19 protein-coding genes and 1 tRNA gene are annotated in these 17749 nt (G+C 57.7%); 15 read left to right on the top strand and 5 right to left on the bottom strand.

From position 1 onward, the window contains the following. Position 1 precedes the first annotated feature (1 nt). Both pip and thiS read left to right on the top strand, forming a co-directional pair. The gene (pip, locus tag CR155_RS15760; protein ID WP_102070997.1) at positions 2-955 is read left to right on the top strand and encodes a prolyl aminopeptidase; all 954 of its coding nucleotides are present in this window, start codon (positions 2-4) and stop codon (positions 953-955) included. Further along, positions 952-1152: a sulfur carrier protein ThiS gene (gene thiS / locus CR155_RS15755; protein ID WP_102070996.1), complete on the top strand. Its 201-nt coding sequence runs from the start codon at positions 952-954 to the stop codon at positions 1150-1152. The genes pip and thiS overlap by 4 nt, the downstream gene beginning before the upstream one ends. A gap of 42 nt (positions 1153-1194) precedes the next feature. On the opposite strand, the gene ffh is transcribed toward thiS, so the two are convergent. After that, positions 1195-2610 (bottom strand): signal recognition particle protein, encoded by a 1416-nt coding sequence (gene ffh, locus CR155_RS15750; protein ID WP_102070995.1) that lies wholly within the window; start codon positions 2608-2610, stop codon positions 1195-1197. A gap of 100 nt (positions 2611-2710) precedes the next feature. Between ffh and CR155_RS15745 the strand changes: the two genes are divergently transcribed. The 3 genes from CR155_RS15745 to ampD are packed head-to-tail and all read left to right on the top strand — an operon-like array spanning position 2711 to position 4405. After that, complete coding sequence (locus CR155_RS15745; RefSeq protein ID WP_102070994.1) at positions 2711-3565, top strand: cytochrome C assembly family protein; 855 nt, start codon at positions 2711-2713, stop codon at positions 3563-3565. A gap of 1 nt (position 3566) precedes the next feature. Beyond that, complete coding sequence (locus tag CR155_RS20830) at positions 3567-3827, top strand: PP0621 family protein (protein ID WP_158238287.1); 261 nt, start codon at positions 3567-3569, stop codon at positions 3825-3827. After that, the gene (gene ampD / locus CR155_RS15740) at positions 3824-4405 is read left to right on the top strand and encodes a 1,6-anhydro-N-acetylmuramyl-L-alanine amidase AmpD (protein ID WP_102070993.1); all 582 of its coding nucleotides are present in this window, start codon (positions 3824-3826) and stop codon (positions 4403-4405) included. The genes CR155_RS20830 and ampD overlap by 4 nt, the downstream gene beginning before the upstream one ends. A gap of 21 nt (positions 4406-4426) precedes the next feature. Here the strand turns inward: ampD and htpG are convergent, their stop codons facing one another. Then, positions 4427-6343, bottom strand: a complete 1917-nt coding sequence (gene htpG, locus CR155_RS15735; protein ID WP_102070992.1) for a molecular chaperone HtpG — start codon at positions 6341-6343, stop codon at positions 4427-4429. A 336-nt stretch (positions 6344-6679) separates the two neighbouring features. Between htpG and CR155_RS15730 the strand changes: the two genes are divergently transcribed. The 3 genes from CR155_RS15730 to CR155_RS15720 all read left to right on the top strand — a co-directional run bounded on the left by CR155_RS15730 (position 6680) and on the right by CR155_RS15720 (position 8986). After that, positions 6680-6764: transfer RNA gene (locus CR155_RS15730), tRNA-Leu, on the top strand. A 143-nt stretch (positions 6765-6907) separates the two neighbouring features. Then, on the top strand, positions 6908-7975 hold the full coding sequence (locus CR155_RS15725) for a site-specific integrase (protein WP_102070991.1): 1068 nt from the start codon (positions 6908-6910) through the stop codon (positions 7973-7975). A 168-nt stretch (positions 7976-8143) separates the two neighbouring features. Continuing rightward, positions 8144-8986, top strand: a complete 843-nt coding sequence (locus tag CR155_RS15720; protein ID WP_102070990.1) for a DUF4062 domain-containing protein — start codon at positions 8144-8146, stop codon at positions 8984-8986. Positions 8987-9200: 214 nt separating this feature from the next. Here CR155_RS15720 and CR155_RS15715 read toward each other — a convergent pair whose 3' ends face one another. The 3 genes from CR155_RS15715 to CR155_RS21390 all read right to left on the bottom strand — a co-directional run bounded on the left by CR155_RS15715 (position 9201) and on the right by CR155_RS21390 (position 11951). After that, a complete protein-coding gene (locus CR155_RS15715; protein WP_102070989.1) occupies positions 9201-10643 on the bottom strand; it encodes an SMODS domain-containing nucleotidyltransferase in 1443 nt (480 codons plus the stop codon). A 14-nt stretch (positions 10644-10657) separates the two neighbouring features. Further along, positions 10658-11566 carry an S-4TM family putative pore-forming effector gene (locus CR155_RS15710; RefSeq protein ID WP_102070988.1) on the bottom strand — a complete coding sequence of 303 codons (909 nt, stop codon included), beginning with the start codon at positions 11564-11566 and terminating at the stop codon, positions 10658-10660. Positions 11567-11816: 250 nt separating this feature from the next. Further along, the gene (locus tag CR155_RS21390; RefSeq protein WP_102070987.1) at positions 11817-11951 is read right to left on the bottom strand and encodes a zinc ribbon-containing protein; all 135 of its coding nucleotides are present in this window, start codon (positions 11949-11951) and stop codon (positions 11817-11819) included. A gap of 264 nt (positions 11952-12215) precedes the next feature. Here CR155_RS21390 and CR155_RS15700 point away from each other — a divergent pair, with 264 nt between their 5' ends. The 7 genes from CR155_RS15700 to CR155_RS15670 all read left to right on the top strand — a co-directional run bounded on the left by CR155_RS15700 (position 12216) and on the right by CR155_RS15670 (position 17665). Beyond that, positions 12216-12509, top strand: coding sequence for a plasmid mobilization protein (locus tag CR155_RS15700; RefSeq protein ID WP_102070986.1), 294 nt, complete (start codon positions 12216-12218; stop codon positions 12507-12509). 56 nt (positions 12510-12565) lie between these two features. Next, positions 12566-13231 (top strand): TrbM/KikA/MpfK family conjugal transfer protein, encoded by a 666-nt coding sequence (locus CR155_RS15695; RefSeq protein ID WP_102070985.1) that lies wholly within the window; start codon positions 12566-12568, stop codon positions 13229-13231. Positions 13232-13242: 11 nt separating this feature from the next. Continuing rightward, on the top strand, positions 13243-13908 hold the full coding sequence (locus CR155_RS15690; protein ID WP_102070984.1) for a lytic transglycosylase domain-containing protein: 666 nt from the start codon (positions 13243-13245) through the stop codon (positions 13906-13908). A gap of 87 nt (positions 13909-13995) precedes the next feature. Then, on the top strand, positions 13996-14316 hold the full coding sequence (locus CR155_RS15685) for a TrbC/VirB2 family protein (RefSeq protein WP_102070983.1): 321 nt from the start codon (positions 13996-13998) through the stop codon (positions 14314-14316). A gap of 3 nt (positions 14317-14319) precedes the next feature. Next, entirely contained in the window at positions 14320-14640 is a 321-nt protein-coding gene (locus CR155_RS15680; protein ID WP_102070982.1) for a VirB3 family type IV secretion system protein, read from the top strand. Positions 14641-14651: 11 nt separating this feature from the next. Beyond that, entirely contained in the window at positions 14652-17096 is a 2445-nt protein-coding gene (locus tag CR155_RS15675) for a VirB4 family type IV secretion/conjugal transfer ATPase (protein ID WP_102070981.1), read from the top strand. Between the two features lie 11 nt (positions 17097-17107). Then, positions 17108-17665 carry a hypothetical protein gene (locus tag CR155_RS15670; RefSeq protein WP_102070980.1) on the top strand — a complete coding sequence of 186 codons (558 nt, stop codon included), beginning with the start codon at positions 17108-17110 and terminating at the stop codon, positions 17663-17665. Positions 17666-17749 lie beyond the last annotated feature (84 nt).

The raw sequence follows: 17749 nt of genomic DNA, 5'->3' as shown, positions 1-17749 counted from the left end.
CGTGTACCCCGAGATTCAACCCTATCTGCAAGGCTTTCTGGCCACCGGCGACGGTCATCACGTGTACTGGGAGCTTTGCGGCAACCCCGAGGGCAAGCCGGCGATCTTCCTGCATGGCGGCCCCGGCGGCGGCTGCTCGCCCACCCATCGGCGCCTGTTCGATCCCCAGCACTACAACATCCTGCTGTTTGATCAACGCGGTTGCGGCCGGTCCACGCCTCACGCCAGCCTCGAGAACAACACTACCTGGGACCTCGTCGCCGACATGGAACGCTTGCGGGCCGAAGTCCTGAAAGCCGACAAGGCACTGATCTTTGGCGGATCGTGGGGCTCGACACTGGCACTGGCTTATGCGCAGACCCACCCGCAGCGGGTCAGCGAAATTGTGGTGCGCGGCATCTTCACGGTGCGCCGCGAGGAATTGTTGTGGTTCTACCAGGAAGGCGCCTCGTGGCTATTTCCCGACCAGTGGGAAGACTACCTTGCCCCCATTCCACCAGAGGAACGCCACGACCTGATGGCCGCCTACCGCAAACGACTTACCGGCGACGACCGGTGCGAGCAGCTGAAAGCGGCCCAGGCCTGGACGCAATGGGAAAGCCACACCATCACCCTATTGCCCAATGCCGCCCACGTGCAGGCGCTATCCGCCGACGACGCCGCCCTGGCCTTTGCCCGCATCGAGAATCATTATTTCGTGCATCATGGTTTCATGGAAGAAGGCCAGTTGCTGCGCAACGCGCACCTTCTGCAGGACATTCCCGGCGTTATCGTCCAGGGGCGCTACGACGTCTGCACCCCGGCCAAGACCGCCTGGGAACTTCACAAGGCATGGCCCAAGGCCGAATTTCACTTGGTCGACGATGCCGGCCATGCCTTCGACGAACCGGGGATATTGACACAACTGCTTGCCGCCACGGACAAATTCAGCGGCAAGCCCAGGACAGAGACATGAACATCACCCTCAATGGCAAGCCCCTGCAGCTCGAACACGCATCCACCATTGCGGAGCTGATTGCATTTCTAGGCTATCAGGGCAAGCGCATTGCCGTCGAAGCCAATGGCGACATCGTCCCCAAAAGCCAGCACGGCAACACCACGCTGGCCGAGGGCGACCAGATCGAGATCGTAGTCGCCGTAGGCGGGGGCTGAACGCAGCCCGGCTGAGCGCAGCCCGGCTGAACGCAGCCCGACTTAGCGCAGGCCGCCGAAGCCGCCCTTGCCCAGACCCTTGATGCCGCCCATGGCCCGCATCATCTTGGCCATGCCGCCCTTTTTCATCTGCTTCATCATGCCCTGCATCTGGTCATACTGAGACAGCATGCGGTTGACTTCCTGTACGGCCACGCCGGCGCCCGCCGCAATGCGACGCTTGCGCGAGGCTTTCAGCAATTCGGGCTTGGCACGCTCTGCCGGTGTCATGGAGTTCAGGATGCCTTCAGTACGGCGCAGCTGTTTTTCGGCCTGGCCTCCCTGCAACTGGCCCGCCGCCTGCGCAAACTGCGCCGGCAATTTCTCCAGCAAAGAGCCCATGTCGCCCATTTTCTTGACCTGCTGCAACTGATCGCGGAAATCGTTGAGATCGAAACGATTGCCGGACTTGATCTTGGCCGCCAGCTTTTCGGCGTCGGCAATGTCAATATTCTTTTGCGCCTGCTCGACCAGCGAGACGATGTCGCCCATGCCCAGCACCCGCTGCGCCATGCGCTCCGGGTGGAAAGGCTCTAGGCCGTCCAGCTTTTCGGACACGCCGACGAACTTCAGCGGCTTGCCGGTGACGTGACGCACCGATAAGGCCGCGCCCCCGCGGGCATCGCCATCCATTTTGGTGAGCACCACGCCCGTAAGCGGCAAGGCGTCGGCAAAGGCGCGCGCCACATTGACCGCATCCTGCCCCTGCATGGCGTCGACCACGAACAGCGTTTCGATCGGCTTGAGCAGGTCGTGCAGCGCGCGGATCTCGCGCATCATGGCCTCGTCGATACCCAGACGACCGGCCGTATCCACGATAAGCACTTCGTAGTGATGGCGCTTGGCGTGATCGAGCGCGGCGCGGGCGATGTCTTCCGGCTTCTGCGATGTGTCGGAAGGCAGGAAGTCCACCTTGACCTGGCCCGCCACCGATTTCAACTGCTCGATGGCCGCCGGGCGATACACGTCGGCACTGACCACCAGTACCTTTTTCTTGCCGGTTTTCTTGCCATTCTGTATATGGCCGCCTTCACTAAGCCATTTGGCCAGCTTGCCTGTCGTCGTCGTTTTACCCGCACCCTGCAGGCCGGCCATGAGGATGACCGCCGGCGGCTGGGTAGCGAGCGACAGTTCGCTGGCTTCGGCGCCAAGATCGCCGCCCATGAGGGCAGTCAGTTCCTTGTGGACAATACCGACCAGCGCCTGTCCCGGATTCAGGCTGCCGGCCACATCCTGGCCCAGCGACCGCTCTTTCACGCGCGCAATAAAATCGCGCACCACCGGCAGGGACACGTCGGCTTCAAGCAAGGCCATGCGCACTTCGCGCAGCATGTCTTGCGTATTGGCTTCGGTCAGGCGGGCCTGGCCCCGCATGGTCTTGACGACGCGCGTGAGCCGTTGGGTAAGATTGTCGAGCATAACGTTGGTTTCGCTTAAACTAGTTGGACTGTCGGTATACGGACTAAAATAGGCCGCTTGGGGCTTGCCCCGTACTGTATAACCAGAAACTCAAGGGACTATGTCTGCAGGCATTGTATTTCACTTGCTGGCCACACTGGCATATGCCGTGCTGGCCATTTCGCTTTGGCGCCCTTTAAGCAAGGGCGGTTCGCAAGTCGTGGCGGGCAAGGTACGCCGTGTATGCCTGGCCGGCGCACTGCTGTTGCACGGTATAGCGCTGGCGCAGTCCATTCTGCTGCCCAACAGCCTCCACCTGGGCTGGGCACTGGCGCTATCGGCAGCAATCTGGCTGGGCATGATCGTATTCTGGCTTGAAAACCTGGTCATGCGAATTGACGGACTACTGCTCATTCTACTCCCTGCGGCCACAGTCGCCGCGCTGTTGGCCGCGCTGTTGGCCGCGCTGTACCCCTATGGCCGAACGGTGGCCCACGCCAACAACGACTGGCTGCGCGTGCACCTGATCATTGCGCTGACCGCCTACGGCCTGATTACCGTTGCCGCCCTGCAAGCCATGCTGATGACGGCCCTGGACCGCCAGCTGCACCGGCCTATCGAACAGGAAGCCAACCGCAGCATACTGGGACGCGCGCTGGACACCATGCCGCCCCTGCTACTGCAGGAAGTGCTGCTGTTTCGCCTGATCTGGATAGGTTTTGGCGTACTGACGCTTACCGTCATTACCGGCGCCATCGTGTCCTTGCGCCTTACCAACGAACTGTTCCCCATGGACCACAAGACCGTCTTCACCCTGCTGTCGTGGTTCACCTTCGGCATATTGCTGGCGGGGCGCCATATACGTGGCTGGCGCGGGCGCATTGCCCTGCGCTGGACGCTGGCGGGCTTTGCTTTCCTGCTGCTGTCCTACAGCGGCAGTCGTTTCGTAATCGACGTCATACTGCAACGAGGCTAATGTGGGAAAAGTTTTATTCTGGGTCATACTCATCATTGCCGTCCTGCTGATTGCCCGCATCGTCGCGCGCCACAACCAAAGCCTGGAAGACAACGACCAACCCAAGCAGGCCAAAAAGCGCGGCGCGCCTCCCGTTGAGCACGCGGAAAACATGGTGCGCTGCGCCCATTGCGGCATTCACATGCCGCGCTCTGAAGCCGTGCTAAGCGGCGGCAACACCTGGTGCAGCGCCGAACACGCCAAGCTGGGCGTGCGACAGTGAACAAACTTGCGCTGGATCGGCACGGCTGGCTGAAAGCCCACCCCAACGCCCGACGCGCGCCATCACCGAATTACGACGCCCGCCCTGCGGGCGACGACGCCATCCTGCTGGTCATGCATAACATCAGCCTGCCGCCAGGCCAGTTTGGCGGCATCGAAATCGTGGATTTCTTCCAGAATCGACTGGACTACTCGGCCCATCCCTGGCTGGAACGCCTGCGCGGCATGACCGTATCGGCGCACTTCCTGGTGCGCCGCGACGGGTGCATCGTCCAGTTCGTATCCACGTGCAAGCGTGCCTGGCATGCCGGCGTATCAACATTTGAAGGGCGTGCGCGCTGCAACGACTTTTCGATAGGCATCGAAATGGAAGGCACAGACTGCCTGCCGTACGCGCCAGCGCAATACCAGGCGCTGACCGGCCTGTTGCCAGCATTGCGCGCCCGACATCCCATCCGTGCGGCGCGGGGACACGAACATATCGCCCCCGGCCGCAAGACAGACCCGGGTCCGTTCTTCGACTGGGAGCGATTCGGCCGTGACAACCAATGGCTACGGCGGCAACTACCGCCGTTATAGCCTACCTGTCGCCAGTCGGCATCAAGCGCCGGTATTCAACAGCAAACGGTTCATGCGCTTCACAAACGCAGCGGGATCCACCAAGTTGCCGCCTTCGGCCAGCATGGCCTGATCCAGCAACAGCAAAGCCCACTCATTGAAGTCCGCCTCCGGTGCTGCCTGCATGCGGCCGATCAGCGCGTGGTCTGGATTGATCTCCAGAATCGGCTTGACCTCGGGTGCCGGCTGCCCTGCCGCCTGCAGCATACGCATCAGGTGCGGGCTGAGCTCATTGGCATCCACCACCACGCAAGCCGGAGAGTCCACCAGGCGACCCGTGACGCGAACCTCTTTCACCTTGTCATTAAGCGCCGTCTTCAGGCGCTCGACCAAAGGCTTGAAGGTTTCAGCCACTTCAGCCTGATGCTTTTTCTCCTCTTCGTCGGCCAGCGAATCCAGATCCAATCCGCCCTTGGCAATGGACACCAGGGACTTGCCTTCGAACTCACGCAGGTAGGACAGCATCCATTCATCGACGCGGTCGGACATTACCAGCACTTCCAGTCCCTTCTTGCGGAAGATTTCCAGATGAGGGCTGTTGCTGGCCGCGGCATACGATTCGCCGCTGACGTAGTAAATCTTGTCCTGGCCTTCCTTCATGCGCGACACATAATCCGCCAGCGACACGGTTTGCGCAGCACTATCGCCATGTGTGGACGCAAAACGCAGCAGCTTGGCGATGCGGTCTTTGTTGGCCGTGTCTTCGCCGGCGCCTTCCTTCAGCACCTGTCCGAACTGCGTCCAGAATTCCGCGTACTGCTCGGGCTTGTTCTCGGCCAGGTCTTCCAGCAAGGACAGAATGCGCTTGGCCGAGCCTTCACGAATCACCCGCACATCGCGGCTTTCCTGGAGGAGTTCGCGCGACACGTTCAAGGGCAGGTCCGACGTATCGATGACACCGCGCACAAAGCGCAGGTAATTTGGCAGCAACTGCTCGGCGTCCGCCATGATGAAGACGCGTTTCACATACAGCTTGACGCCGCGGCGCCCATCGCGGTCCCATAAATCCATGGGCGCGCGTTTGGGGATGTATAGCAGCTGCGTGTACTCGCTGCGGCCTTCCACCCGGTTATGCGTCCATGCCAGCGGATCGTCGAAGTCGTGGGCAATATGCTTGTAAAACTCCGTGTACTGCTCGTCGGTGATGTCCGACTTGGATCGCGTCCACAAGGCGCTGGCCTGGTTCACGGTTTCCCACTCATTGGTCTTGACCTGTTCCGACTTCTCGGCGTCCCACTCTTCCTTCTGCATCTGGATAGGCAGGGAAATATGGTCGGAATAATGACGCAACACTTCGCGCAACTTCCAGCCATTCAGGAACTCGTCCTCATCGTCGCGCAGGTACAGGGTGACGGACGTACCGCGATCCGCCTTTTCCACCGGTGCCACCGTAAAATCGCCCTCGCCTTCCGACTCCCACATCACCGCTTCGGTCTCAGGCAATCCTGCGCGGCGGCTAAGCACCGACACCTTCTTGGCCACAATGAAGGCGGAATAGAAACCTACGCCAAACTGTCCGATAAGCTGGGCGTCTTTCTGGCTGTCGCCGGTCAATTTGGAGAAGAACTCCTTGGTGCCCGAACGTGCGATCGTACCCAGGTGCGACACCGCCTCTTCACGGGACATACCGATACCGTTATCGGAAATGGTGATCGTGCGCTGGTCCTTGTCGAACTCGACGCGGATGCGCAAATCGGTGTCGCCCTGGAAGAGCTCGGGGTTATCGATGGCTTCAAAGCGCAGCTTGTCGCAGGCGTCCGACGCGTTGGACACCAGCTCGCGCAGGAAAATTTCTTTGTTGCTGTACAGAGAATGAATCATCAGATGCAGCAACTGCTTCACTTCGGCTTGAAAGCCCAAAGTTTCTGACGAGGAGACGGGCGTATCAGTTTGACTCATTGTTGGACCACGCAAAAAGTTAGTTATTCAATAAAAACAAATATCTGGATTGCTCTTGCAGGGAGGCGTCACAGGATATTCGACCGGCGGTCTCCGGATGGGTCGCGGAAACGGCCGCCGCGTTTGGCGGTAGGGCCAAGGCGGGAAGTCTGAACATAATGGGGGTGGAGGGAGGATTTTCAAGTGGTGGTGATGGTGGGGTGGCGCGGACTGTGTGTCGGGTGGCGGGATGCCGGCGAGCGGCTGTGACGCGGCCTTGTGCAAACTCTTATAACTGTGCGTATAATTACGCCTTTCTGCCACGCTCTGTGTTCCATAGAGCGATCTGCTTGAACTGCCCGGGTGGTGAAATTGGTAGACGCAGGGGACTCAAAATCCCCCGCCGCAAGGCGTGCCGGTTCGATTCCGGCCCCGGGCACCACTCTAAAAATCCTAACAAATACAACCTTTTAGAGCGGTTTCAGTTCTTACCCCAAGGCCGGGGGATTTTCCAAATTTGCGAGCCAGGTACAGTTTCGGTACAGTGATGAAACGCCGAGTGTACTTTTCGGAACTTTGACTCGCATGGCAACTATCGTTAAGACCCCTTCTGGCACCTGGAAAGCCGTCATTCGAAAGACGGGCTGGCCGACTGCGTCCAAGACATTCAGAACCAAGCGCGACGCTGAGGACTGGGCCAGGCGTACCGAAGATGACATGGTACGCGGGGTATATATACAGCGGGCACCTGGTGAGCGGATGACGGTTGAGGCCGCACTGAAACGGTACTTGCGGGAAGTGACGCCCACCAAGCGGGAATCTACCCGCGTGTCAGAGCACAAGAAGGCGCAGCCACTGCTGCGACATCTTGGGAAATACTCATTGGCCGCCCTAAGCGCCGACATCGTTGCACAGTACCGCGACATGCGGCTGGCTGGCGACCCTGGTGAAAACGGTAAGCTGATTCCACGCAGCAACAATACCGTCCGGCTGGAGTTGGCCCTGCTGAGCCACCTGTTTACTGTGGCCATCAAGGAGTGGGGTATAGGATTGCCCTTCAATCCTGTGTCCCAAATCCGCCGCCCTCCTCCCGGTGCTGGGCGGAATCGCCGATTGACACCGATAGAGACCAAGCGGCTGCTGGTTGCTGTAGATGCCTACTCGAATCCTATGTTCAGCTGGATCGTGCGGATTGCACTGGAGACTGGGATGCGGCTGTCAGAGATCGGTGGGCTACGGCTTAGCCAGGTTGATCTGCAGAAGCGGGTTGTGCGGCTGGATATCACGAAGAACTCGTCACCACGTACCGTGCCACTGACGAAGGCGGCTACGGCTGCGTTTCAGGCCGCGATTGATAACCCGATTCGGCCACCCGAGACGGATCTGGTGTTCTTTGGTGAGCCTGGTCGGGATGGCATGCGACGGCCCTATCTGTTTGATAAGGCCTGGACCGACGCCAAGAAAGCGGCTGGGCTGACGGATTTTCGGTTCCATGATTTGAGGCATGAGGCGGTTAGCCGGCTGGTGGAGGCCGGGCTGTCAGATCAGGAAGTTGCTGCGATCAGCGGGCACAGATCTATGCAGATGCTGAAGCGATATACGCATTTGCGAGCTGAGGATTTGGTGGGGAAGCTGGATAAACTAGGTGGCTGAACGTGTGTTTTCGTCTAGGAGCAAACATTTAAGTTTTTTCTCATAGCGGCCATTCGTAAAAACGTTCTTGCTTTCGGTATGCCAAGCGGCCGTCTGTCCGTACTATCATTGAAAACACGGATTAGTGAGTTCAATGAATAACTGTTAGGTTTGTCTCAAAGGGACTTGATGAGCTACGTCGCAAAGACATACAACGTGATGATCGCCTCACCGGGAGATGTCGCGTCCGAAAGAGCCATCATTCGTGACGTCGTCTACGAGTGGAATGCGGTTCACTCAAACTCTCGGAAAATCGTTCTGCTTCCGATTGGCTGGGAAACTCACTCATCGCCAGAAATGGGTGCATCTGCTCAAGCCATCATCAATAACCAAGTCCTAGACAAATGCGACCTCCTTGTCGGAGTTTTTTGGACCAGAATTGGCACAGCAACTGACGACTACGCGAGTGGGACGGTGGAAGAGATTGAGCGCCATATCGATACGGGCAAACCAACCATGCTGTACTTCTCAAGCCAGCCAGTTGCAATGGACACGGTTGACCTAGATCAGGTTGCGAAGTTGAAGAGATTTAAAGATACATGCCGTAGCCGAGGCTTATATGAGAGCTACGACAGCCATGCTGATTTCAGAACAAAGTTCTATCGGCAGCTTCAGTTGAAGCTGAATGAGCACTCTCTTTTTTCTAGTGATCTCGGTGAGGTCGGCAGCAATCCAGTCGAAGAATCGAAGACCAAGATTCCCGAAATATCTGCTGAAGCACGAGTTCTGCTCAAGGAAGCAAGCTTGGACGATCATGGGAGCATCCTGTATCTCCGATACATAAGCGGCACCAACATCCAGACAAACGGAAAGAATGTAATTCCATCAGACGAGCGGCGCGAGGTCGCAAAGTGGGAGCAAGCGCTGAATGAGCTCGTTGCATTGGATCTTGTTGTTGATCGCGGCCAGAAGGGAGAGTTTTTCGAACTCACAAACCTTGGCTATCAAATTGCAGAGATGATTGCGCTGTAAAACCAATCATTCGAGCCAACCGCCTTTCAGTTCAAACGATGAGCGTCCGGTTTCCCGAGTTGGCAACTACCCCTCAGGGTCGGTTGCGGACTCGTGTGCAGTCCTGAGCAAGTATTTTCGGTAATGACGCGCGAATGCTCAAAATGGTCAGTGTTGGACGCAATGCACCTACGATGCGATAAAACTTCTCCAATCAGTCGCATGTTCCTTGCCCCTACTCGATTACAACGTAGAACGGTTCGCTCTTCCCTAGAAGCCTGTCGTCGGCCTTGCGGACTAGAAAGGCCTCTACCATATGAACACCTCGATAGGACAACTGCTCCCAGCGAACTCCTGGCTCATCTGAGGTGTAGTAGTCACCACGCAACGCATTCGCACGCCGGGCAACTTCATCCGTGTTGGTCACGCGCCATGCGACCTTGTATGTATCGGGAAAAGGAAGACCGAGATTGCTAGTGGCGTTAAAGCGGATCCAGTATCCGGACTGCGTGGGCGAGAGTGAGACAAGCGGGCGGAGGTGCTGCCCATAACGGGATGTCCAGAGTTGCGCGCCCACGGTCACGGTCAACCTCGAACCGACAGCCATTCTCCATCGCGGACGGTGCATGTGCGGCAGTCGATCAAAGCCAATCGGCAGAGCCGCAAGGCCGATCTTCTTTACAAGCGCAACCAGATCGGCCACACCAGCCAACACCGGGCTACCCCGGATGACGGTCAGCGCAGCTTCACTGACCTGACCCGCCTTTTCGACCGCTTCATGAGCGGCAAAGTCATCGCCAAACACACGCCGCCATTTCCCAATGCTTTCCTCTTTGTCTGACTCATCGTAGGCATCATCGATCCAACTACGGTACAGATTAATCTTCGCTCGAAAGTTCGAGTATTTGGTGTCATCCCAAGCGGTGCTTTGGATTTCCTCATACAACACGGGATTTCGCACAGCGGACTTGGTTGGATTGGCTTGCAACCAATCATCGAGCCGACCAACCAGCATTTTGAGAGTGGAGGGAACGTCTATAAAGTCTGCCGCTCCCAGATCAGAGGCATACACATGATTCCCAAGCAAAGTCGTCAGAAGAAACGAAGGGCAGGTGAAATTGGTCTTAATGTCTCTTAGATACTTCAGCAATCGAGTGGTCTTGCGGAAATTGTTGTTCCCGCAGATGCGGTTGCGTTCGATCAGCCAGTTCGTGTAATCGAGTGGATTGGACTTCTCGAACAGATTGGTGTCACGATTACAAACCTCCCATACACCAGCGTGAAGCCGCTCTTTCACGCAAGGCGCCACATCGATCTTGCGCTCCCCAGCATACTCGATGGTGATGCAGTGCGAGTAGCGTCTAATCTTGTCCTTGTACAGACCCGACTTTCCCATCTCTGCATAAAGTTCGTTGATGTAGTCCTTCGCCTCCCAGCCCGCGACCGGCTTTACGTAAACCAGTAGATCCGCATCAAACGGATCTCCGGACAAAGGCTTGATGATAGTCTTGTGAGCCCAAGACCCTTGCGCGGCAAAACCTGTGATGGAGGGCTTCCAGTCCAGTCCTCGCACCGCGCCCTTTATCGCCTCAATGCTGCTTTCGAGCTGGTCGAACCGCGTGCTATTGAGGTTGACGGTGTCGTTCAGGAAAGTGTTGAAGCATTGGACTAGTTTCATTTTTCTATCCGTCTTCAGTGCGCGTTGCCAGCCGCGCGTAGTTCGTTCACCCAGTGCTCTGCGCCGGCATTCATCCGCTCCTCCATCCGTCTACGCAAAAGGTTGTAGACCCAGTCGAAGATCAAAGGACTGGAAGCACGGTGGTTGAATATGGCGTCTTGCAGCTCGCGTGATCGCATGCTGATCTCCTGTCCCGTTGCGCCACTACGGGAGCGCTCCCAGAGCTTCTTGACTTCATCATTGAGTCGATCCAGTAGCTCACAGGTGGCGGCCTGCCGGTTGCATTCTCTGAGCGCCCAAATCATCACCGGCGTCATCGGGGCCAGCGTCGAGAGTACGAAGGTCGTCATAGTGTGGTCGATCGCCAGCGAGGCAAATCCAGCCACCACGACCAGCGCCACGCAGCCAATCAAGAGAAAGAGCCTGTAGCGTTTGCGCAAAGCGCTGTCGTACCAGAGGTTGGTCCGCTGGCATACCAGCCTTGCCAAATGGAGTGGCAACTCCTTGACAACGAGCGGATACCAGTTAATTAGCCGCTCCTCGTCCGTGTTACTGAGTTTCTTGCACGCATCGACAAAGACATCCTCAGGGTCGATCCGACTACCGACCAGAAAGGTGTTCCAATCCATCTGCAGCACAGCGCAGTCGAAGTCCTCCTGCAACTTGGCCGCGTTCTTGAGCTGTGCACGGTGCCAGCGATCGAGAAGCAAAACCTCAAGGAAGCTGAAGACTAGCGCGGCGAGCGCAATGAATGGCTTCGACGGGAGCAGCAAAGCTGAAACGATCAGGCCCACGACCGGGAAACCGAGCGAGATAATAAGGCACAGGGCCTGAACATTCTTGGCCCGCCGATAGATCAACGTCCTAGCGCGCAACAAATTGAGCATTCGCGGCTCTATCTGCTTCTCGTCGATTTCATTCATGTTGTCTCTACGTCTTGCACCATTGCTGGTCTCCTTCGGTTTGGTTTTTAGCCGATAGAACTGACTCGCCACAAAGAGATGACATACCACTTATCGCCATGGTCCCTGCCGACACTAAATTAACCTGGGCTAAAGGTCCGCCCCACGTCTTGGAACGGCCAGCGCAGACTGTTTGCCTCCCGAAACTGCTACTAATTCATCTGGTGCTCAGCTCAGCGGCGGCGAGAGGCCGTCCGCTGGAGCCTTTCAGCTATGGACGAAATTCAGTCCCATGACATTTCGGGCATGGTGGAAGTGTGTCCGAATGATCATTTAGAAAGAGGCTTTGCCCACATTTGATGCAGACATAAACTCCAACTCCTGGCTTTTCTCCGGTAGAGGACATTTTCGGTCTCCTTTCAATTTGCAGCCCTTATGTATTGACCACAGGTGGACTGACTCCCTGGGGCATTCGCATCTGACTTCTACGAATATCATCATCTGGCACAACTAAGACGGTGTCTACTTATGGTCCACACTAGCTGCTGCCAGCATCACGTTAATGCATCTAACCATATATGTCATATTGTGTCTAGATCAATGCTCTCAAGAACACGATTACCCTGCCGCCACAAAGCCACTGCATCACCCTATCTATAGGTAACTCCTCATGAACGAACCTCTCTCCGAGGTCATCCGTATCCGGGTGACCCCGTCTCATGCTGCACGCCTGGGCGAAGCAGCCGCCCTGTCCGGCCTATCCCTCTCTAACTACCTTAGGCGGCGGCTGTCTGCCGACGACACGCTGCAGGAAGAACTGACGCTGCTGCGCCAGATCGTGGCCGACCTGGACCATCTGCAAGAAACTCGCTTGGCTGCCGTCGAAACCGCCTATCTCGTGCGGGCCATGGCCAAGCCTGAACAGATCGCCATCGCCCAACAGAATCTGCAGCGTCAACGCTGATTCGTCCTCGGCCTGTTCCAAGGCCATCTGCCGTACCCATTCCCGGAGACATCTTCATGCACACCCTTCCCGCCTTGCGGGCTGGGGCGCTGGCGCTCGCCTGCGTCCTGGCTCCTGTCGCTCATGCCGCCGACACGGCTAACCTGCTCACGGGTATCCCACGCCTGGCCTGCGAAGCAACGCTCTGCCTGTCTTCCAGCTTGCGACCGGGCCAGTGCAGTCCATCCCTGGACCACTACTTCGACATCAGGAAGTACAACAAACACGGCCTGGACTGGTCTGCTACCGTCTCAGCGAGACGTTCCTTTCTATCCCAGTGCCCGGCGTCCGGCGACTCAGGCATGTCAGAGCGCATTGATGCCATATCACGCGGCGCTGGCAAATGTGATGCTGAATTCTTGAACCAAACCTATGCCGCTACGGCGTACAAATGGCGCAAGCGTGAATACGGCGGTGACAGCGGGAAAACCGTCTACGAGGTCCATCAACTACCTACCGTCACACTCGACCAGCTACCCACCTATTGTGTCGTTTACAACGATCACGCCTGGACGTATGCGCTGTCTGTACGCTACGTCGGCAGGCCAACCATGGGCGGGTACTGGGTCAAAGCCGAAAAGTACGAGGCGGCGCAAGCCAAGTGGGACGCCAACCATAGCGGGTTATGGGCGAAAGGCTGGAATTTTTCCCTGACAGACCCCAGGCACCGGCGTGGACACTGAAGGAGCCAGCCATGATCGCAGAACTTGCAGCCTTGGCCCTCACCTGCGCACCCAACATCCACCCAGTCACCCTGCATGCACTGATTCGTCATGAATCCCGAGTCCGGCAGTACGCCATCGGCGTCAACCGCAAGGGCCAGCATCTAAAGCAGCAACCCAAAACATTAGCCGAAGCGACCGCAGCCGCTGATCGCCTCATTGACCAGGGCATCGACTTCGACGCTGGGCTGGGGCAGATCAATGTTCGCAACTGGGCGTGGTTGAATCTGGACAGCAAGACCGTCTTTGATCCCTGCCGCAACTTGGCGGCTGCCCAGACGGTACTGGCAGAGTGCTATGCCAGAGCGTTACCCCGACAGACGGATCCGCAGCATGCCTTGCGCGCTGCGCTGTCCTGCTACAACACCGGCAATTTCAAGCGCGGCTTCGCCAATGGCTATGTCGGCAAAGTGCTGGCCCAAGCCAAGATCAAGGTTCCGGCCCTGGCACCGTTGAAAAACGAAACGACAGGGCCTGCGACAAAGGCCACGCCGGCAGAGCCAGCGCGGAAACCCGATCAAGAACCACCGGCTCAACCAGAAGGCACACCGGACGGTTTCAGCGCCAACCCGGCAACCGACGGTTTTTCACAAACGCGTGACGGCAAACCAGAGACCAACTCGGACACCGACGCCTGACGCACCCCTGGCCGACCTAGCCACACTCATTCCTATTCTTACCCACCACCACTGCGCCCCTTGGCTTCCAGGGGCAGGAGTCTTCGCATGTCTCTACTGAAACACTTCAAGAACGCTATGTCCTTCCTACGGATCATCAACAAACCGGCCACAGCCGCACTGCTGTTTGGCATTCATCAGGCTGCATTTGCACAATCCATCGGCGGGCTTTCCCGAGCGCAAACGACATTGCAGACCCTCCGAGACAATCTGGATGTCATCCTGCCCATTGCGGCCATCATCATCGGCGTCATCATTTTTGTACTGTATTCCGCAGAGGTCATGCGTAAAGACGATGCCATCCGCTGGGGCATTGGCGTGCTGCTGGCCGGATCAGTGGCCGAGCTGGTTGTGTTGCTTTGGAGGTAAGCCATGGCAACCAACACCTATCCGGTCTTCAGAGGGCTGGGCCGCAAGGCCACCTTCATGGGCGTTCCCACCAAGCTATTACTGGGTGCCTTTACCTGCGTAGCCATAGTCGCCATGACGGCAGGCCTGGCTTGGTGGGGCTTGCTGTTCATTGTCATACCCACGCTTGCCATTCTCACTCGCGATGACGATAAAGCCCTGGATGTGCTGTGGCTCGAATTGAAAACGCGACGGCGCAATCGCAATCAACGCTTCTGGCGAGGCTCAAGTTACGCCCTGCAGGGCTATCACCGGCGTCGGCCCTGGCGCGCACTCATCAAGTAAAGGATGTTTCCATGAATGCTGCTACCACCCTGGCCGTGGACGAACGGCGCGTCTCGCGCTATCTGCCCTACTCCCACCATGTCACCGACCAGATCATTGCCTGCGACAACCATGAATACCTGGCGGTCATAAAGGTAACAGGCCGCGCGCCGGATGCCTATGCACAAGATGAGCTGAAAGATTGGATCGAAGCACTGCATAACGTACTACGCGGCCTACCCATGGGATCGCTTGGCCTGTACTCCCACATCGTGCGCCGCCGCGTCACGGAATATCCCGACAGCACTTTCAAGCAGCCTTTTGCCTCCCGATTCGATGCTGCCTACCGCGCCACGTTCGATGCCTCGGGCCTGATGATCAACGATCTATACCTGACGGTGCTTATTCATCCGGTACAAGATCCGATACTGGGCACATTCGCCAGTCTGGAAAAAGCCGACACGCAACGCATTGCGCACTGGCAAGCCGAATCCATCGAGCGCCTGAACGGCATCATACGTGCCTTAAGCGCTGGCCTGTACCGCTACGATCCGCAAATCTTGGGCATCGTAGATCGCAAGCGCTTTGCTTTCAGCGAAGTCGCCGAGTTCCTGGGGTTTCTGCTTTCCGGTACGCACCGGCCCGTACCAATCAGCCGGGAACGCTTGCGTGACACCCTGCCCTACGCCAGACCGATATTTGGCCGTCATGGAGAGTTGGGCGAACTGCGTACCGTCGCCAGCTCCCGTATCTTTGGCATGATGGAGCTACGCGACTACCCGGAAGCGACAAAACCGGGACATCTGGATCGGCTGCTGGGCCTGCCGTACGAATTCGTGCTCACCCAATCCTGGGGCAGCCATACTGGGGCCGCAGCCAAGAAGCTGGTCAAGAAGCATCACAAGTTATTGGTCGATTCCGGCGACGATTCGATCAGCCAGGTCACCCAACTGACTGAAGCCATGGACGACCTGACGTCAGCGCGCCTGGGTCTGGGCGATCATCACGCCACGATGCTGATTTATGGCGACACGGCTGAAGGGGTGCGCCAGGCCTTGGCCCAGACCGCCACGGCGCTGGCCGAAGAGGCAGTCGGCTTCCGGCCACTGGACCGAGCGCTGGAAGCCGGGTTCTGGGCGCAACTGCCCGGTAACTGGCACTGGCGGCCACGCCCGGTACCCATCACATCGCTCAACTTCCTGTGTTTTTCCAGCCTGCATAACCAGCTGACCGGCAAACCGGTCGGCAACCCCTGGGGGCCAGCGGTCACGCTGCTCAAAACCCAGACAGGTAGCCCGTTCTTCTTCAACTTTCATGCCTCTACCGAGGACTTGGACGAAACCGGAAAGCGTCGCCCGGGCAACACCATGATCATTGGGATGACCGGCACGGGTAAGACTGTATTGCAGGGAATGCTGCTCACCCAGGCGCAGAAATTTGGCGCAACGTGTGTTGTCTGGGACAAGGATCAAGGCATGCAGGTGCTCATCATGGCGCTGGGGGGCCGCTACTTCAACATCCGCCTGGGTGAAGCAACAGGCTGGAATCCGTTCCAAATGGAGCCCACCAAAGGCAACGTCGCCTTTATGGTGCGCCTGGTCGTATTCCTGGCCGAGCGCCGAGGCGAAGCGGTCACCACACGGCAGCAAGCCGAAATCACGCAGGCCGTGCAACAGCTGACCACGCTGATCGACCGGGAAGCCCGCACGCTATCGACCTTGAATACCTTGCTGCCCAACCCATACAGCGACGATGACACGACAAGCACCATTCATGCTCGCTTGGCTCCGTGGTGCCAGGGCGGTGAATACGGCTGGGTGTTCGATAACCCTGCCGATGAACTGAGTCTAGCCACCGACACAGGCCAACCCGCCATCTTCGGATTTGATCTGACCGAACTGCTCGATGATGACGCGGTGCGGGGTGCAGCCACGATGTATCTGAAGCACCGTATTGATGCCTTGCACGATGGCCGGCGCATCATCAATCTGTACGACGAATGCCAGCACCCATTAAAGGACAGGCATTTTCAGGAAGACATGCAGGATGCCAGCCGCACCATCCGCAAGAAAAATGGCGTGCTGGCCTTCGCTACCCAGGAGCCGGGGGCCATCACGGAAAACCCGGTCGGCCCCTCCCTGGTTCAGCAGACAGCCACCTTGATTCTGCTGCCCAACCCCAGAGCCAAGGCCCGCGACTACATCGAGGGCTTTGGCCTGTCACCCACTGAGTTCCAGCTGTTGAAGTCCTTGGGCGAGGCCAGCCGAAAATTTCTCGTCAAGCAAGGTTCAAGCGTCACGGTCGCGCAACTGGACTTGTCCGGCTGCGAAGACGAATTGTTGGTGTTCTCTGGCAGCCCCGACATGGCCGAGATAGCCGAGCAGGCCGTGGCCCAGGCCGGGCATGATCCGGCCGCCTGGCTACCCGTGTACCTGGACACCGTCAAGCAAAGCCGTCAGTTAACCGCCCTCTCATAAGAAGGTAGCCTATGAAACCAGACACTCATGATCGGAAAAAGCTGCTAGCAGCGCTTGAACATAACCAGCGCCAAGCACAGGCTCGCGACGATCTGCAGACAACGAAAGATCAGGATTTCTATAACCGTCTGGGACTTGCTGGCCCGGAAGCCGAAGCGGACACCCCAGATGACGCTTTTGTCGTTTCCATCCACTGCGAACGCTGGACACTTTCAGATCTGGAAGCAGGTGGAGTCAGTACCCACGACATCGAACTCGACCGCGTCACCTTCAATGCCGATGACTTGGTGCGCCATAGCCGGGATTACGGAATTTCCGAACCATCGAGCACCGATCCCAGCATGACCCCGAACATCTGGTTCCGTTCCACGTATCCGAGCGAAGATCGTGCTTACTTTGAGCAAGGTGTAGAAAAATATTACAGCCTACACATCCACGAAGTGAACGGCCACCCACCTGGCTCCGCCGAGTATCAACGGGTGGCTGACTTGGTCGGCGTCCGCTTTGATCAAGCCGTACTAAGGCAGGAGCAGGAGCTCGAACAAGACGGGCCAGACCTATGCTCATGAATCCATTCAGCCTCCAACATATCCCTGCTCCGAATGACGACATGGGCGTACTTTGTCGGTACATCCTGAAACATAAACAAGCGC

The sequence above is a fragment of the Pollutimonas nitritireducens genome (genome assembly GCF_002849615.1).
In the GTDB taxonomy this organism is placed as follows: domain Bacteria; phylum Pseudomonadota; class Gammaproteobacteria; order Burkholderiales; family Burkholderiaceae_B; genus Pollutimonas; species Pollutimonas nitritireducens.
This window is presented reverse-complemented; position numbering and strand designations above follow the sequence as displayed.

Bases quoted from the DNA above. Each gene is read 5' to 3' on its own strand.
- thiS (WP_102070996.1), top strand. From the start codon at position 952: ATGAACATCACCCTCAATGGCAAGCCCCTGCAGCTCGAACACGCATCC.
- ffh (WP_102070995.1), bottom strand. From the start codon at position 2,610: ATGCTCGACAATCTTACCCAACGGCTCACGCGCGTCGTCAAGACCATG.
- CR155_RS15745 (WP_102070994.1), top strand. From the start codon at position 2,711: ATGTCTGCAGGCATTGTATTTCACTTGCTGGCCACACTGGCATATGCC.
- htpG (WP_102070992.1), bottom strand. From the start codon at position 6,343: ATGAGTCAAACTGATACGCCCGTCTCCTCGTCAGAAACTTTGGGCTTT.
- CR155_RS15725 (WP_102070991.1), top strand. From the start codon at position 6,908: ATGGCAACTATCGTTAAGACCCCTTCTGGCACCTGGAAAGCCGTCATT.
- CR155_RS15720 (WP_102070990.1), top strand. From the start codon at position 8,144: ATGAGCTACGTCGCAAAGACATACAACGTGATGATCGCCTCACCGGGA.
- CR155_RS15715 (WP_102070989.1), bottom strand. From the start codon at position 10,643: ATGAAACTAGTCCAATGCTTCAACACTTTCCTGAACGACACCGTCAAC.
- CR155_RS15710 (WP_102070988.1), bottom strand. From the start codon at position 11,566: ATGAATGAAATCGACGAGAAGCAGATAGAGCCGCGAATGCTCAATTTG.
- CR155_RS21390 (WP_102070987.1), bottom strand. From the start codon at position 11,951: ATGTCCTCTACCGGAGAAAAGCCAGGAGTTGGAGTTTATGTCTGCATC.
- CR155_RS15700 (WP_102070986.1), top strand. From the start codon at position 12,216: ATGAACGAACCTCTCTCCGAGGTCATCCGTATCCGGGTGACCCCGTCT.
- CR155_RS15695 (WP_102070985.1), top strand. From the start codon at position 12,566: ATGCACACCCTTCCCGCCTTGCGGGCTGGGGCGCTGGCGCTCGCCTGC.
- CR155_RS15690 (WP_102070984.1), top strand. From the start codon at position 13,243: ATGATCGCAGAACTTGCAGCCTTGGCCCTCACCTGCGCACCCAACATC.
- CR155_RS15685 (WP_102070983.1), top strand. From the start codon at position 13,996: ATGTCTCTACTGAAACACTTCAAGAACGCTATGTCCTTCCTACGGATC.
- CR155_RS15680 (WP_102070982.1), top strand. From the start codon at position 14,320: ATGGCAACCAACACCTATCCGGTCTTCAGAGGGCTGGGCCGCAAGGCC.
- CR155_RS15675 (WP_102070981.1), top strand. From the start codon at position 14,652: ATGAATGCTGCTACCACCCTGGCCGTGGACGAACGGCGCGTCTCGCGC.
- CR155_RS15670 (WP_102070980.1), top strand. From the start codon at position 17,108: ATGAAACCAGACACTCATGATCGGAAAAAGCTGCTAGCAGCGCTTGAA.